At 37.7% G+C, this 15,727-nt stretch carries 12 protein-coding genes; 6 read left to right on the forward strand and 6 right to left on the reverse strand.

What is annotated here, in order from left to right:
• Window positions 1-6 precede the first annotated feature (6 nt).
• Window positions 7-3,447, forward strand: coding sequence for a methylmalonyl-CoA mutase family protein (locus B0G92_RS07735; RefSeq protein WP_101471676.1), 3,441 nt, complete (start codon window positions 7-9; stop codon window positions 3,445-3,447).
• Window positions 3,448-3,662: 215 nt separating this feature from the next.
• Window positions 3,663-4,160: a hypothetical protein gene (locus tag B0G92_RS07740; RefSeq protein ID WP_101471677.1), complete on the forward strand. Its 498-nt coding sequence runs from the start codon at window positions 3,663-3,665 to the stop codon at window positions 4,158-4,160.
• A gap of 72 nt (window positions 4,161-4,232) precedes the next feature.
• Here B0G92_RS07740 and B0G92_RS07745 read toward each other — a convergent pair whose 3' ends face one another.
• From B0G92_RS07745 to B0G92_RS07765, 5 genes are all read right to left on the reverse strand, one after another.
• Complete coding sequence (locus tag B0G92_RS07745; protein WP_101471678.1) at window positions 4,233-5,420, reverse strand: DUF3570 domain-containing protein; 1,188 nt, start codon at window positions 5,418-5,420, stop codon at window positions 4,233-4,235.
• A gap of 19 nt (window positions 5,421-5,439) precedes the next feature.
• Window positions 5,440-5,655, reverse strand: coding sequence for a DUF4266 domain-containing protein (locus B0G92_RS07750; protein WP_056070167.1), 216 nt, complete (start codon window positions 5,653-5,655; stop codon window positions 5,440-5,442).
• A 1-nt stretch (window position 5,656) separates the two neighbouring features.
• A complete protein-coding gene (locus B0G92_RS07755) occupies window positions 5,657-6,580 on the reverse strand; it encodes an FAD:protein FMN transferase (RefSeq protein WP_101471679.1) in 924 nt (307 codons plus the stop codon).
• Between the two features lie 12 nt (window positions 6,581-6,592).
• A complete protein-coding gene (locus B0G92_RS07760; protein ID WP_101471680.1) occupies window positions 6,593-7,027 on the reverse strand; it encodes a thioredoxin family protein in 435 nt (144 codons plus the stop codon).
• An 86-nt stretch (window positions 7,028-7,113) separates the two neighbouring features.
• A complete protein-coding gene (locus B0G92_RS07765; RefSeq protein ID WP_101471681.1) occupies window positions 7,114-7,803 on the reverse strand; it encodes a VIT1/CCC1 transporter family protein in 690 nt (229 codons plus the stop codon).
• Window positions 7,804-8,229: 426 nt separating this feature from the next.
• Between B0G92_RS07765 and B0G92_RS07770 the strand changes: the two genes are divergently transcribed.
• Window positions 8,230-11,190 carry a T9SS type A sorting domain-containing protein gene (locus B0G92_RS07770; protein WP_101471682.1) on the forward strand — a complete coding sequence of 987 codons (2,961 nt, stop codon included), beginning with the start codon at window positions 8,230-8,232 and terminating at the stop codon, window positions 11,188-11,190.
• 69 nt (window positions 11,191-11,259) lie between these two features.
• Here B0G92_RS07770 and B0G92_RS07775 read toward each other — a convergent pair whose 3' ends face one another.
• Complete coding sequence (locus tag B0G92_RS07775) at window positions 11,260-13,059, reverse strand: hypothetical protein (RefSeq protein WP_101471683.1); 1,800 nt, start codon at window positions 13,057-13,059, stop codon at window positions 11,260-11,262.
• Window positions 13,060-13,275: 216 nt separating this feature from the next.
• Between B0G92_RS07775 and B0G92_RS07780 the strand changes: the two genes are divergently transcribed.
• From B0G92_RS07780 to B0G92_RS07790, 3 genes are read left to right on the forward strand one after another with little or no spacing between them, the layout of a single operon-like run.
• A complete protein-coding gene (locus B0G92_RS07780) occupies window positions 13,276-13,743 on the forward strand; it encodes a GyrI-like domain-containing protein (protein ID WP_101471684.1) in 468 nt (155 codons plus the stop codon).
• A 21-nt stretch (window positions 13,744-13,764) separates the two neighbouring features.
• Window positions 13,765-14,520 (forward strand): helix-turn-helix domain-containing protein, encoded by a 756-nt coding sequence (locus B0G92_RS07785; protein WP_101471685.1) that lies wholly within the window; start codon window positions 13,765-13,767, stop codon window positions 14,518-14,520.
• Between the two features lie 32 nt (window positions 14,521-14,552).
• Entirely contained in the window at window positions 14,553-15,713 is a 1,161-nt protein-coding gene (locus tag B0G92_RS07790) for an FAD-dependent oxidoreductase (RefSeq protein WP_101471686.1), read from the forward strand.
• The last annotated feature ends 14 nt before the right edge of the window (window positions 15,714-15,727 follow it).

Consider the following 15,727-nt stretch of genomic DNA (forward strand, 5'->3'; position numbering starts at 1 on the left):
TTCAAAATGGAACAAGCCAAACCTTATATTCCTAAAAATAAAGTAAGAATTGTAACAGCAGCAGCACTTTTCGACGGACACGATGCTGCCATTAATATTATGCGACGCATTATCCAGTCGACAGGAGTCGAGGTAATCCATTTAGGACATGATAGGAGCGTTGAAGAAGTTGTAAATACAGCCATTCAGGAAGATGCTAATGCCATTGCCATGACTTCTTATCAGGGTGGGCATAATGAATATTTTAAATACATGTATGATCTGCTTAACCAAAAAGGAGCAGGCCATATCCGAATTTTCGGTGGAGGAGGCGGAGTAATCCTGCCGGATGAGATAAAAGAATTGCAGGAGTATGGAATTACGCGAATCTATGCGCCGGATGACGGACGTGAATTAGGATTGCAGGGAATGATTAATGACCTTGTTCAGAAATCTGATTTTCCGATTGGCGACAAGCTAAACGGAGAGGCCAAACATTTGGAAGAGAAGAACCCGACGGCAATTGCCCGTCTTATTTCTTCAGCAGAAAATTTTCCTGAAATTGCAAAAGAAACCCTGGATGCGATACACAAACAAAATGAAACCAGCAAAATTCCGGTTCTGGGTATTACAGGAACAGGGGGAGCCGGTAAATCATCTTTGGTTGACGAATTGGTCAGAAGATTTTTAATTGACTTTCCGGAAAAAACAATCGGTTTGATTTCGGTTGACCCTTCAAAACGTAAAACAGGCGGAGCACTTTTAGGAGACAGGATTCGTATGAATGCGATCAACAATCCACGTGTTTATATGCGTTCTTTGGCAACAAGACAGTCCAATCTGGCTTTGTCCAAATATGTTGCAGAAGCCATTCAGGTACTCAAAGCCGCTAAATACGATATTATCATATTGGAGACTTCGGGAATTGGACAGTCTGATACCGAAATCATGGACCATTCCGATGTTTCGCTCTATGTGATGACTCCTGAATTTGGAGCCGCTACGCAGTTAGAAAAAATCGACATGCTTGATTTTGCAGACTTGGTAGCCATTAATAAATTTGATAAGAGAGGTTCGCTGGACGCCTTGCGTGATGTTAAAAAGCAATACCAGAGAAACCATAATCTTTGGGATGCCAATCCGGACGACCTTCCGGTATTTGGAACCATTGCTTCCCAATTCAATGATCCGGGTATGAATACGCTTTACAAGGCAATCATGGACAAGATTGTTGAAAAGACAGAAGCCGATCTTAAATCCACATTTGAGATTACGCGTGAGATGAGTGAAAAAATCTTTGTCATTCCGCCACACAGGACGCGCTATTTATCTGAAATTGCAGAAAACAACAGAAAATACGATGCAGTTGCTTTGACACAACAGCAGGTAGCACAAAAATTATACGGTATTTTCAAAACTATTGAATCGGTTTCAGGTAAAACCCCGGAATTGACAAAAGCCGGAATAAATGATGATTCTGTATTGCCAAGTGCATTAGAAGAACATAACGAAACCAGAATCTTCCTAAACCTTTTGCTCAACCAGTTTGACAAAGTAAAGATGGATTTGGACCCGTATAATTGGGAAATTATCTTTACCTGGGATGAAAAAGTAAACAAATACAAAAATCCTGTCTACACTTTTAAAGTACGTGACAAGGAAATAAAGATAGCAACACACACGGAATCCTTATCACATTCGCAGATACCGAAAGTAGCTTTGCCGAAGTATGAGGCATGGGGCGATATTCTAAGATGGTGCCTGCAGGAAAATGTGCCGGGTGAGTTTCCGTTCACTTCCGGGCTTTATCCATTCAAACGCGAAGGGGAAGACCCTTCAAGGATGTTTGCCGGAGAAGGCGGACCTGAAAGAACCAATAAGCGTTTCCACTATGTGAGCGCAGGGCTTCCGGCAAAAAGACTTTCTACTGCTTTTGACAGTGTAACATTATATGGAAATGACCCGCACCTAAGACCGGATATCTACGGAAAAATTGGTAATGCAGGAGTATCTATCTGCTGTTTGGACGATGCCAAAAAATTATATTCAGGATTCAATCTGGCACATCCGCTGACTTCGGTGAGTATGACCATTAACGGTCCGGCTCCGATGTTGTTGGGATTCTTTATGAATGCTGCAATAGACCAACAGTGCGAAATCTACATCAAGGAAAATAATCTGGAGGATGAAGTAGAAGCAATCATAGCCGAAATCTATAAAAAGAAAAATATAGAAAGACCGCGTTATAACGGAACACTTCCTGAAGGAAACGACGGTTTGGGACTGATGCTTTTAGGAGTAACCGGCGATCAGGTATTGCCAAAAGATGTCTATGAGCAGATAAAGGTTAGAACTTTATCACAAGTACGTGGAACCGTTCAGGCAGATATCCTAAAAGAAGATCAGGCACAAAATACCTGTATCTTTTCGACAGAATTTGCGTTAAGGTTAATGGGTGACGTACAGGAATATTTCATTGCCAAAAATGTACGTAACTTCTACTCGGTATCTATTTCAGGATACCACATTGCTGAAGCCGGAGCCAACCCTATCACACAATTGGCATTCACGCTTGCTAACGGATTTACCTATGTAGAATACTACTTGAGCCGTGGTATGGACATCAACGATTTTGGTCCGAACCTTTCGTTCTTTTTCTCGAATGGAATTGACCCGGAATATGCCGTAATTGGACGTGTAGCCAGAAAGATTTGGGCGAAAGCACTTAAAAATAAATACGGTGCCAACGAAAGAGCACAGATGTTGAAATACCATATCCAGACATCAGGCCGTTCATTGCACGCTCAGGAAATTGATTTTAACGATATCCGTACTACATTACAGGCATTGTATGCTATTTATGATAACTGTAACTCATTGCATACCAATGCATACGATGAAGCTATCACCACGCCAACTGAAGAATCGGTGCGTCGTGCCATGGCAATCCAGCTGATTATAAATAAGGAACTTGGTTTGGCTAAAAACGAAAACCCGATACAGGGTTCTTTTATTATCGAAGAATTGACTGACCTTGTAGAAGAAGCTGTATTGCAGGAATTTGACAGGATTACAGAAAGAGGAGGCGTATTGGGAGCTATGGAAACCATGTACCAGCGTTCTAAAATTCAGGAAGAAAGTATGTATTATGAAACACTGAAACATACTGGGGAGTTCCCTATTATTGGCGTGAATACTTTCCTGAGTTCCAAAGGTTCGCCAACCGTTATTCCTGCCGAAGTTATCCGTGCCAGTGAAGAAGAAAAACAATTCCAGATTCACACTCTGGAAAACCTGCACAAAGCCTACGGTGATAAAATGAAAGAACAGTTGGCTATCATTCAGGATGTAGCTATCAACAACCAGAATATTTTTGAACAGCTTATGGAAGCAACCAAAGTGTGTTCATTAGGCGAAATCACTGCTTCATTGTTTGAAGTAGGTGGACAATACAGAAGAAATATGTAAGAACATATCACATAATTATCACAAAAAAAGACCTTCATCGAAGGTCTTTTTTTATTAACCACCACTATCCACTGTCCACTTTTCCATCATTGGTAGATTAAAAACGTCATTGGTCTATTACTTGTTTTTTTGACCTTATTGAATGCCTAGTTTCGTTCCATAAATTTTAAATTAACTATCATGAAACCAATCAAAAAAATAGTGTTCTTTTATTAATGACTTTAGGAACAAGTATCATCTCCTGTTCCGATGACGGAAAAGATGGAGTAGACGGATTAAATGGAATGAATGGTGAACCCGGAACAGCCAATGTAATTTATAGCGACTGGCTCGACCGCCCAAATGGAACAGAAACGACGATTGATGCAACTTCTGGAATGTTATATACTTATTCCGTACCTCAGATAACCAATGAAATTTTGAATAGCGGTACCGTTCTGGTTTATATGCAATTTAATGGTGCAGATATTTTTGCTTTACCCTATACTTCAAGGGCAGGTAGTAATATAAATACAATAGAGACCATTACTACTTTAGGAAATCTGAAAATTTTCAGGTATCGTCACGATGGACTAACTCCAACTATTGCTGTTGGTAGTGGTGTTAAATTTCGTTATATTATAATCCCTGGAGGAACTCCCGCTGCCAGATCTATAAATTTAAGAGACAGGAGCTATGACGAGGTTTGCGAATTATTGGCGATACCGAAATAAAAGTATTGACTTGACGTAACTAAAAAATCCGAAGCTAGCTTCGGATTTTTTTAACTCTATTCTAATTCTCATTTATTTGTATCTGATGTTGATGCTGACAATATCAGAATTTAAATTATTGGAACGGGCATAATGTCCGTAACGTATTTCCAGCATATTAAGATGTTTGATGCCAAAAATGCCATTAACCGGAGTCAGTCGAAGGCCAAGACCAATAAAACTGCTGTTGAATTTTGAAAGGTCATAATTGCTGGTATAAAAATCACTTTGGAGATTGTGCATTTCATAGCCTTTAAAATATTTTGCAGCCGTTTGCGTATAATATCTGTAAAACGGAGAAACGGATACAAATGATGTGATTTTTACCGGTATTTCAATATCGGCTGTATGAGACTGGATTCCCCAATCGTCAGTATAAAACCGGTAATAACCCCTAATAATCACATTATCACCTAAAAAATAACTTGCTCTGGCAGCCAGCGGTATCTTAAGGCGGCTGTCCGGAAGTTTTTCCTGATGTACTGAACCGTCAGTAAAATATACTCTGTGAAATGGCAGCGAAAGATAGCCTTGCTGCGATATCAGATCAGCCTGAAACATTACCTGGAAGTTTTTGTTAATGATCTGCGAATAAGTGAGTGACCCAACAAATGTATTTCGGGAAGCATTGCCAGAATCATCAACATTGGGTAATCCGCGAAGTTCTATAGGAGCAAGCAGTTTTACCTGATCAAGATAAGCCTGAAATTTTACTCCAAATTCGCCATTTCTGTTTTTGGTTTTTTGTGAAAAACTCACATTTCCTCCAAAAGACTGGTAATCATACTCTGTAGAGGAAGAAACCCCAATACCCAATGTACGCCCTTTTTCTTCATTTTCTCGGATATAGTTCAACGAAGGATATACTCTTATGTCAGAAGACGATGCAGACGAATTGGCATTAAGATCTATCTTGTCTGAAGAGGCAGAACTATAATGGTCGACACCTACTTCAACATCAAAATTATGTTTGATATTATTCTTGCCGTATTTTACCACCCTGAGGTCTATCGAATTGGATATATCAGTAAGTTTTTCTGTTCCCAATCCTCCTGTAACAGCTGAATTGTCTCCATTTTGTCTGTAATAGCTGGACACAAGATTTATCTCATCGACTTTAAGTTTTTTAGGCTTATATGCGGTCGAATCTGCCTGTTCATTTTGGGCATAGGCTTTTAAAAGCCCCAGCAGAGCAAAGCCGGTTATAAAAACTCTTTTCATTTTGTTATACAGTTAGGGATTAATTGCAACCGCATCCGCCACCACTTTTTCCGGCATTGGCACCAGATGAGCCTTCCCTGTAAGATTGGAAGCTCAGTTCAGTTTTTTCGACTTTCCGGTTAGACAATGCCATTTCGGAATCGTTTATCTTATTTTTTTGGTACTCTTTAACGGACGAGCACCCGGCAGTCATGACTATACAGCATGCTGCTATCCAAACGGGGAGATTTTTCATTTTATGTAAGATTTATATTTTTTGAAGTATATAGCTGGTTGTCATCATCAATAATGATACAGTGCAGTTCTGGTATCTGGTTGACGAGATAAAGCCCCGCTTTTATGCCCATGACAGCGATGGGAGTTGCCATTGCATCGGCAAATTCAGAATTGTTGCTGATTATTGTAACACTCTTAATTCCTGATATGGGTAATCCTGTTTTAGGGTCTATGGTATGCGAATATTTTTTTCCGTTTATCATGACATATTTTTCATAATTACCGGAAGTTGCTACGGCTTTTCCGCTAATGTCTAAATAGGAAAAAATGTCTTCCGGAAAGTCAGGGTTAGATATTCCTATTCTCCACGGTCTTCCTGAAGGCTGATGTCCCCATGCGCTAAGGTCGCCACTGGCATTTATGATTCCGCTCCCGACGCCTTTTTGCATTAACAGCCTTTTCGCCATTTCGGCGGCATAGCCCTTACCAATACCTCCAAATCCTATCCTCATGCCTTTATTCTTGAGAAATACGGTACTGTTTTCTTTATCAACAAGAATATTTCTGTAATCAATAAGATGTACCATTTTCAGGGCTTCTTCGCGTGAAGGAAGTTGAGTCATATTCCTGTCAAAATTCCAGAGCGTTTTATCAATGCTGCCATAGCTTATGTCAAAAGCACCTTGCGTAATTTTTGAAATTCCGATGCTTCGTTCAATTAATTCTACTACTTCTGTATCAACTTCTACAGGTGAAATGCCTGCATTGCTATTAATTAGGCAGGTCTGACTATTCTCATCAAAAGTAGTAAGCAGCCTTTCTATACGCCTTATTTCTTCTATGGCAGTATTGATATGTGATTCTGCCTCTGTTTTAGTAGGGCTTACTACCGTTATGGTAAATTGATTACCCATCAGCCTTAGCGATTGTGAAAATTCCAGCATGGTGCCTGTTTCTTATTTGTGAGAGTCACAGATATTTTTGATTTCCTTTGTCCATTTTTCGACAGAAACTTCAGGTTTTCCAACCCATGACTTCAGCACTTTGCCATTTGAATCCAATAATAGAGTGAATGGAAAATTGCCTTGCTTGTTGTATTTTTCAGCAAGTGCTTCATTTTTTTTGATTTGTTCGGGAGAGAGTTGATTTTTCTTTTTTCTTGGAAAATCAGCATTAAGCAGAACAAGATTGTCCTTTGCCATAGACAGGAAGGAATCGTTTTCAAAATAGTCCCTTTTAGTAGCTACACAGGGCGCGCACCAGTCAGACCCTGAAAAATTGAGCAGGATTAGTTGTTTTTTTTCTTTGGCATCTTTTTGGGCGGTGTCAAAATCTGTTTCCCATTTTAAAGGAACAAATGCCAGCAAGAATAAGAAGGTGAAAAGTTTCATCGCTATACAGTTATTGTTATAGCAGATTAACGTAATAGTGTTCTGAAAATGTATTGCAGTTTCCTTAAGATTGGCTTAAGATTACCTTACGAAGTCTGAACACCAAAAGCATAGCCTACAAGCGCTGAAGCTACCATGGCAACTGTTCCCCAGATACAGATACGGGCCACTGATTTTATTTTATTTGAACCGCCGGCTTTTGCAGCCAATGTTCCCGACAGGGCTAGAAAAATAATAGCAAATCCGTATTGCAAAAACACCATATACTTCAACGGGGCAAAAATTGCTACCAAAAGCGGCAATATTCCCCCGCAAATAAATGCCAGGGCAGAAGCCAATGCTGCCTGCATAGGCCTGGCCTGAGTAATTTCATTGATTCCAAGCTCATCACGGGCATGGCTTTCGAGTGCATTATGTGTGGTGAGCTGCAGGGCCACTTCTTTTGCAAGTTCAGGAGTAAGTCCGCGGGAAATATAAATTTGCGTGAGTTCTTCCAGTTCCGATTCAGGCGTTTCTTCTAATTCTTTCATTTCCCGTTTCAGGTCGGATTTTTCGATATCGCTTTGTGAGCTGACAGATACATATTCTCCCGCTGCCATAGAAAGCGCGCCTGCTACCACTCCGGCCAAAGCAGCCAGTATGATAGGTGACCTGGTTTCGGAAGCAGCAGCTATTCCAATAGCCAGACTCGTGGTAGAGAGAATTCCATCATTGGCTCCTAATACCGCAGCCCTAAGCCAGCCGCTACGGGTTATGTAATGTGTCTCATTTTGCATATTTCCCTATTTTAATATAAATATAGCAAAGGTTTTGTTTGTTTGGTTAACTTGTCTGAAGATTCTCAAAAGAAACCTGACCTGTTTCAATTGCCTCAATTTCTTTACGCAAGTTGTTCCACGGATGGGAGTCAGTTCCTAAAGAAACAGAAAGAAATAACTTCTCATAATAATCAATTCCTGAAAGCAGGTTTTTTTGAAATGTTGTCCATTTCTTAAATTGGGCGGTTGTGGCTGTAAGGCCGTTTGTTGTTATTTCTTTTTTAAGATAATTAACTTTTTAATCCAAAGAATATAATAAAAAAATATAAAGTTTAAATCTATGTTATATCATTTATTTTAAAACTAAAAATATTAGACTAATTAAAAATAAAACATTATGTTTAAATATAGTTTAGTATTTATAAATTTAACTAAAATTCATTTATGAAAGTTTTATCATTATTTTTTTTTCTAGGAAATAGTGTTAGTCTATATTCTCAATTAAATTATACGCCGCCACTTATGGATTCTAGTGATTCTAATTGGGAGTTGATTTTTGAGGACAATTTCGACTATATTAATATATCACAGCTAGAAACTTCCCAAAAATGGTCATTGTATAATGGTTTCGATCCCTATACTCCAAATGGAACTTTAAATAATATTCAAGCATTTACAGGTTATGCAGGGCATAGGTATCTACAGAAAAAAAATATTGAATTTGCTAATGGAATTATGACATTAAAATTTAAAAGAGAAGATATTAATGTATATCCGCCGCAATCAAATAGCTTTTCTCAGGCAAAAACAATTCTACATTATTATGGGTATTATCCTTGTTCTGTTGGTAACGGATATCCAAATCCATGTACCGGAAACAATGAACAGGAACGTCTTTTAAATTTTAAGCAGAGACTAAAAGAAAATGTTAAATGGCACGGGCTGAATTTTACTGAAGCTCAAATTGATGCAATTACTGTTGATGAGGTTAATAATTTTCCATCGGCTACAAATAGTTATCTTTCTCCTGAAGGGGAAACACCGACTTCACCGAAAATAAGTAATTTAAAATGGATGTATACAGGACCTTCAAAATTTATTAGTAATCAGAAATTTCGATTCGGCTACTTTGAAATAAAATGTAGAGTAAAAAAACCTTTGCCACAATACAATTATCGTGGGATAGGTGCGACTTTTTGGTTGTTTTCAAGAAGTAATCAAAATGGTTGTCCCGGAACCACATATTCTGAAATAGACATTTTTGAGTTTCATAATCGAAAATATAGTTATCCTTTGTCAGCACAAACTAATTCTGATTTTTTCCAATCTCCAGAACATCGTTATAAAAGTAATTTATATTATGGGGCAAGTAATAATCAAATTATAGACAACGAGGAACAGTTTGTAATGTCAAGTGAAAATGAAGCATACCCAGTAAATAATATATCAGGGAATGATGATTTTAACATCTATGGGTGTTATTGGAGTGGGAATGAAATTGCATTCTATAAAAATAATGTACTCGTAAGAAAAGCTACTAGACATGATATAATGCAAGGAAATAATAAATTGGATTTTCTACATGATTTAAAGCCAATGCAGATACTTTTCGATATTGGTGCTTTTATATATAATGAAGAACCAGATGCCAACACTATGGATTATGATTATGAGATTGATTATATTAAAGTATATAAACCAAAATTTTTACATAATGATACCTCAATAGTTCATCAACAGGATTCGTCTTGCGATTTTTATCCTTATTGGCAAGAAAAAGGTTTTAAAGAGTTAAATAATAATCCTGGCGAACTCTGTAATAACAGTGCATTAAATGATAAAACAATAGTATGTGATATTAATTCAGACGGATATGATGATTTAGTTATTGTAAATTCCGAATATTGCCAAAGTGCCTGGTCATTAAAAGTAATTGATGTAAAAACAAAAAATAATCTTTATTCGATTCCAACAGGTATTATTGATGGTTGGGTAGACGAAGAGGATAAGATTTTTTTTAGTGATCTAAATGGAGATGGAATAAAAGAACTCATCTTATTAAATTTATCTACAACAGGAAGTAGCAGACCTGATTTGTTGGTTTTTAATCTTGTTACAAATAATTTTTTAAGTTATCTGTCTCCTAAAGAATTTGGCGCAGGATTGATGGATTTTTTTGATGCAGATGATTTAATTTCAATAGGAGATACAAATTCGGATGGGCGGGAAGATCTTATTTTTTTTAATAAAACTAATATTGGTACTGCTTATAAAGTCATAGACATTATGACTGGAAATACTTTGCTTGAGAAGAGTCATGGAATATATCCTAATAATAATTATTATGAAGGTTGGGTTGACCCGGGCGATAAAGTACTTGTTGGTGATACGAATGGAGATGGTCAAAAAGAAGTAATACTAATTAATACTGATTATCAAGGAGGAGGGGCTATTTCTGTAATTGATTTGGCTACTGGTAATACGTTGTTTGCAACCAATCACTCAACTACATTGAACGCAAATAATAATTTTAGTGGCTTTATGGATGTTTCTGATCGAATAATAATTGCTAATGTTGATCAGATTGGGGGAGATGACCTGGTTCTTATAAATACTTCAGGTATAGGAGATGCGATTAGATGTATAAGATTGTCTGATGATGTTGGAGGAATAAAAGGATCAAGAATTTTCCCTGATATAGCAAGTACTACTTTTGATGGATGGCTTGATACCTGTGATAAAATTTCTATTAAGGATGTTACTGGTGATCAAAAGCTTGAAATGGTTTTACTTAATACTTCTACGAATGCTATTTACGCAATTAATGTTATTGATTTATTCAATAATGCAAGATCGACTTTCTGTGCTTCCTATTCTTCTGCAAATCTCGGTTGTAATAGTAATGCCTCTGGAACTTTCGATGGATGGCTTGATCCGAATGACAGATCTTTAATTGGGAAATTTAAAAATGATAAATCTGATTTATTATTAATTAACATGTCATATACTGGAGATGCCCTTAGAGCACTAGATTTACGAAACGGAAGTTCTTATGGTGTACAGCCACATGATGGCAGATTTATGGGATGGTTAGATGGAATTGATGAAAATATTAATTGCCCAGAAGATATATATCAAAGCAGAAAAAAAATTTTTTCTACTCCCCAATATAATTTGACCATATATCCAAATCCTGTAAACAATATCGTAAATATTGGATCTGAAACTTTAATTAATAAAATTAAAATTTATACTATGGATGGAAAAACAGTCTATAGCAAAGAATTTCAAGTTGGGCAAAAACACTTTGAACTTGATATAATAGAATTAAAAAGCGGAATTTACTTTTTGAATATGCAAACTATTAAAGGAGAAATTCTAAGTAAAAAAATCATTAAACAGTAATTTTGATAATTAATTAGTAAAGAGGTGATTACATAAAAAAAATAGCCAAAAATAGAATTCTTATTGCTTTTAATTTAAATGTTTTTGCCCAATATTTTTTATCTCATTTCTTATATGACTCCATAAATTCTTATCAATTCCGAATTTAAATGGAATTGGTAAGAATAACTTCTCATAATAATCAATTCCGGAAAGCAGGTTTTTTTGAAATGTTGTCCATTTCTTAAATTGGGCTGAAGTTGCAGTGCTATGGTGTAGGGCTATTTCTTTTTTCAGATAATCAATATAAAGCCGTATTTCTTTTACAAACAAATTTGGACGGTTTGGGAAATCCATTACAGAATCATATCCGTAGATGTGACGTAGCATGTCCTGTAATGAAACCTCTCTATTAAAATAGGCCATGTTAGGTCCCGGACAAATAACAACGCCTTGTGCTTCACCTTTAACGGTAATACTATTTTCAAGATAGGAAGCATTGGCGAGTCCAACACAAAGACAGGCTTTTTCGGTAATATCAAACTTTGCCTGTTCATAAGCCATAGCCGTGAGTTCATGTTTTCTGCTTTCTAACGATTCCAGTTTATACGATTGGTATTTTAGTGAAGCCGTACAAATTCCCTTTTTATCTAGTTCTCTGTCCAATGCCAGGTATTTTTTAGGACAGGAGCTTCCCGGTCGCCCTACTGTAATGCGATGCTGTTTTAGCTGCTCATTGCTTGTGCCGCGAATTGTATTAAAAGGAACGCCCAAAGGAGATATATGGCTCAGATAAAGGTCTTTTTCTTCTGCTTTCGCCAATAACAATCGGGTGTCATTATCTACAGAAGTAGCTTCAGGAACCAACAGGAAAGGCGAGCCCCAGCCTACAGAATCCATTCTATAATGATGTAATAAAAAATCATGTTCTTCAGCAGTACCTACACCGCCCTGAGCCGTAATTTTTAAAGCAAGCGGATGGGATGGTACAGGAAGTCCTTTTTGTTCTAGCGCTTTTGCCATCAACTCGTGTGATGTTTGGATGAGTTCTTTTCTTTTTGTTCTGAATTCTTCCAGTATTGGACCTAAAAGAAAACCTTCGGTGGCAAAGGCGTGTCCTCCACAGTTCAGCCCCGATTCAATACGGTATTCAGAAACCCATAAGCCTTTCTTTGCCAGAAAATTGCCTTGTATCAATGCTGAACGGTAATCACTGACTTTCAATGTGATTTTCTTTTCGAGTTTTCCTTCTGTATCCGGAAAAAAACAATTGAAACTTTCAAGATAGCTATACAGCCTTGGATTCATACCTGCCGAAAATACTATTGAAGATTGAAGTTTACTGTTTGCAAATCCCCTCAAAGCGGCATGCGCATCATTAAAATCAATAGACAGGGCTTCTTTTTTATCATAATTTTCTCTGTCAACTTTAGTCATGATATTGACATCAATAGCTCCGGGCGTGAAATGTTTTTCAAGGAAATTTTTGATGCCATGTTTCAATTCGGAACCATTCTCCAAAAGCTCCTGTAAACTTTTTTTAAAATCGGATTGGTTCGGAAGCATACCCAAAAAACGTTCCAAAGCCGGACGACTTTCAGAAAGTTCGCGTTTAAAAGCCTGAAACTTTTCCTTTACGACATGGTCCATCATATCCAGATAACTTTTAATGCGTTCGGCACGATAGTCATGGATTTTTTTTGTAATTTCCTGATAAGGCAAACAAAATTTCTTGCTGTAAAAAGCATTCATCTTTTCAATAAGTTCATCGTCTACAATAGAAACTACGGAAGAAATTCCATAATGAGCCACCCGAATTGGACTGTCAATTGTAAAAGAAAGTCCCATTACAGGAATATGAAAAGTATGTACAGAAGTATCAGGCGCCATAATGCATATTAATTTAAGATAGCTGCAAATATGGATAAACCAATTGTCGTAAAAGATGATAAATGTCAGTTTTGGAAAAGCAGATGAAAGGTCACAGCGACATATCCCATTTATTTTATTAATTTCGTAAGATAATGTGATTATCCGGTTTAGAAAATAATACTCTTTTTTCTGGAACACACTGATATATTAGCTTCGAAAAATAACATACAACAAATGGAAACCGGTAAAGAAAACTTCCTACTGATAGGCATTCAGCTTGATAACAAAACAACCAACAAAGATGGTCAGGCTGCCATAGATTGTGGCGGACTTTGGCATCAATTCGAGACGGAAAAGAGATACGGCCAGATAGAAGGTAAATTAGGTAATGAAATCTATGCTGTTTATTTTGACTATGATGGCGACCATACGCAACCGTATTCCTATTTCATAGGCTGCAAAGTGGCGGAAGGTACGGCAGTTCCGCAAGGATTCAAAAGTCTGAAAATACCGACACAAACCTATACTCAAAAAATAGCCAAAGGCGTCATGCCCGCCTGTATTGCAGAAGCATGGAGAGAAATCTGGAAAGAAGATGCCAATTTGAACAGGGCCTATCAATATGATTTTGAAATATATGATGAACGATGTGCAGATTGGAACAATGCAGAAGTGGATATTTTTCTTTCCGTAAAAAAATAACCTAACGACCATTATTAAAAAATGGACGGTCCGTTTAAATATAAAATAGAAAAACCCGATTCGTCGATTGCCGGATATGTTGAAAGCTTTTGGGAAATCAGGACACCTTCCGGAGAACCCAAAAATATCATAGTATTGCCAGACGGGAGGATTGATATTATTTTTTCATATTCCGATACCGAACCATTTCGTGCCGTTCTTTTAGGGTTGGAAACGGAAGCTTCACAAACCCTGATGCAATCAGGAGGAACCATGTTTGCGGTTAGCCTTCGCCTTTTAGCGGTTGAATATCTTTTAGAAGCCAGCGTTTCATCTTTGCTTAATGGCGGACGTCTTCTACCGGAAGGTTTCTGGAATATTGCCAAAGAAGACCTTTCCGATTTTGATGCTTTTTGCAACAAGCTAACCGGAAAAATACAAAGCCTTATTAAAACAGTACCCGATAACAGGAAACTCAGACTGTTTGACCAAATATATACTTCAAATGGTACGTTAACGGTGAAAGAACTTTCTGAAAAGGCCGGATGGAGCAGTCGCCAGATGAACCGTTATTTTAGCCATCAGTTTGGACTGCCGTTAAAAACCTATTGCAATATTTTGCGTTTCAGAGCTTCCTTTAAACATCTCAAGGAAGGGAAATTGTTTCCCGAACAGGATTTTGCAGACCAGGCCCATTTTATCCGTGATGTAAAAAAGTTCTCCGGTGTGCTTCCCAAAGAATTATCCCAAAATAAAAACGACCGATTTATACAATTTTCCACCTTGAATAAGAAATAGTTTTGCCTTGATAAAACTAAATCTTTAAAATCATGGTAGTTAAAAACAAAAAAATAGCAATTATTGGTGGTGGACCTGGAGGATTGACACTTGCCCGACTGCTGCAACAAAAAGGGGTTGATGTAACAGTATATGAAAGAGATGCGGGAAGATTTGTAAGAGTACAGGGAGCCACACTCGACCTTCATGACGATTCAGGCCTTAAAGCACTCAAAGAGGCCGGACTATTGGAAGCGTTTAAAAAATATTACAGACCTGGTGCCGACAAGATGCGTATTGCGGACCCATATGGTAACCTTGTTTACGACCAGCATAACGAACCTGATAATATGGCTGATTTTGGACACGAACACTTTCGCCCTGAAATAGACCGTGGTCCTTTGCGTGATTTGCTGCTTGATTCGTTACGACCGGAAACAATAGTATGGGATAGTCATATTACAGCATTAGAAAAGGAAAACGGTATCTGGAAGCTTGTTTTTCAAAATGGAAAAACAGAAACAGCAGACCTGGTTATCGGGGCAGATGGTGCCAATTCAAAAATACGTCCTTATCTTACAACTATCAGGCCCTTCTATTCCGGAATTACAGTCGTAGAAGGCAGTCTTTATGAGGCGGCGGAAAAAGCACCCCGCATCTATGAAATGGTTAAGGGTGGAAAAGTTTTTGCCTTTGGTAATCAAAAGTCACTTATTGTAAGCGCAAAAGGAGATGGAAGTCTCTCTTTTTATACAGGCTGTAAAACACAGGAAACCTGGGTACGCGATAGCGGTATTGATTTTAAAAATAGTAAGTCAGTAGCAACTTGGTTTCGTACAGAATTTTCAGATTGGGATGAAATCTGGATGGAATTATTTGTAACAGAAGGCACTTCTTTTGTCCCGCGTCCGCAGTACTGTATGCCGTTAGACCAGACATGGAAAGCACGGGCAGACAGTACTCTGATTGGTGATGCGGCACATTTGATGCCACCCTATGCCGGAGAAGGCGTAAATATGGCAATGCTTGATGCCCTTGAACTCAGCAATTGTCTTACGGGAACAGATTTTTTAGATATTGAAGAAGCAATTGCCCATTATGAAAAGCAGATGCGTAAAAGAGCCTCCGAAATTGCAAAAATGACATTAGAACAAACCGAAGCCCTGCATTCTGAAAATGCAATCTCCCATATGTTGGAATTGTTTAAAGAATAAATGGGAATAATGAT

Origin of the sequence: Flavobacterium lindanitolerans (assembly GCF_002846575.1) — a bacterium.
In the GTDB taxonomy this organism is placed as follows: domain Bacteria; phylum Bacteroidota; class Bacteroidia; order Flavobacteriales; family Flavobacteriaceae; genus Flavobacterium; species Flavobacterium lindanitolerans.

Excerpts from the sequence above, each read along its gene's own strand:
- B0G92_RS07735 (WP_101471676.1), top strand. The coding sequence starts at position 7 with ATGGAACAAGCCAAACCTTATATTCCTAAAAATAAAGTAAGAATTGTA.
- B0G92_RS07740 (WP_101471677.1), top strand. The coding sequence starts at position 3,663 with ATGACTTTAGGAACAAGTATCATCTCCTGTTCCGATGACGGAAAAGAT.
- B0G92_RS07745 (WP_101471678.1), bottom strand. The coding sequence starts at position 5,420 with ATGAAAAGAGTTTTTATAACCGGCTTTGCTCTGCTGGGGCTTTTAAAA.
- B0G92_RS07750 (WP_056070167.1), bottom strand. The coding sequence starts at position 5,655 with ATGAAAAATCTCCCCGTTTGGATAGCAGCATGCTGTATAGTCATGACT.
- B0G92_RS07755 (WP_101471679.1), bottom strand. The coding sequence starts at position 6,580 with ATGCTGGAATTTTCACAATCGCTAAGGCTGATGGGTAATCAATTTACC.
- B0G92_RS07760 (WP_101471680.1), bottom strand. The coding sequence starts at position 7,027 with ATGAAACTTTTCACCTTCTTATTCTTGCTGGCATTTGTTCCTTTAAAA.
- B0G92_RS07765 (WP_101471681.1), bottom strand. The coding sequence starts at position 7,803 with ATGCAAAATGAGACACATTACATAACCCGTAGCGGCTGGCTTAGGGCT.
- B0G92_RS07770 (WP_101471682.1), top strand. The coding sequence starts at position 8,230 with ATGAAAGTTTTATCATTATTTTTTTTTCTAGGAAATAGTGTTAGTCTA.
- B0G92_RS07775 (WP_101471683.1), bottom strand. The coding sequence starts at position 13,059 with ATGGCGCCTGATACTTCTGTACATACTTTTCATATTCCTGTAATGGGA.
- B0G92_RS07780 (WP_101471684.1), top strand. The coding sequence starts at position 13,276 with ATGGAAACCGGTAAAGAAAACTTCCTACTGATAGGCATTCAGCTTGAT.
- B0G92_RS07785 (WP_101471685.1), top strand. The coding sequence starts at position 13,765 with ATGGACGGTCCGTTTAAATATAAAATAGAAAAACCCGATTCGTCGATT.
- B0G92_RS07790 (WP_101471686.1), top strand. The coding sequence starts at position 14,553 with ATGGTAGTTAAAAACAAAAAAATAGCAATTATTGGTGGTGGACCTGGA.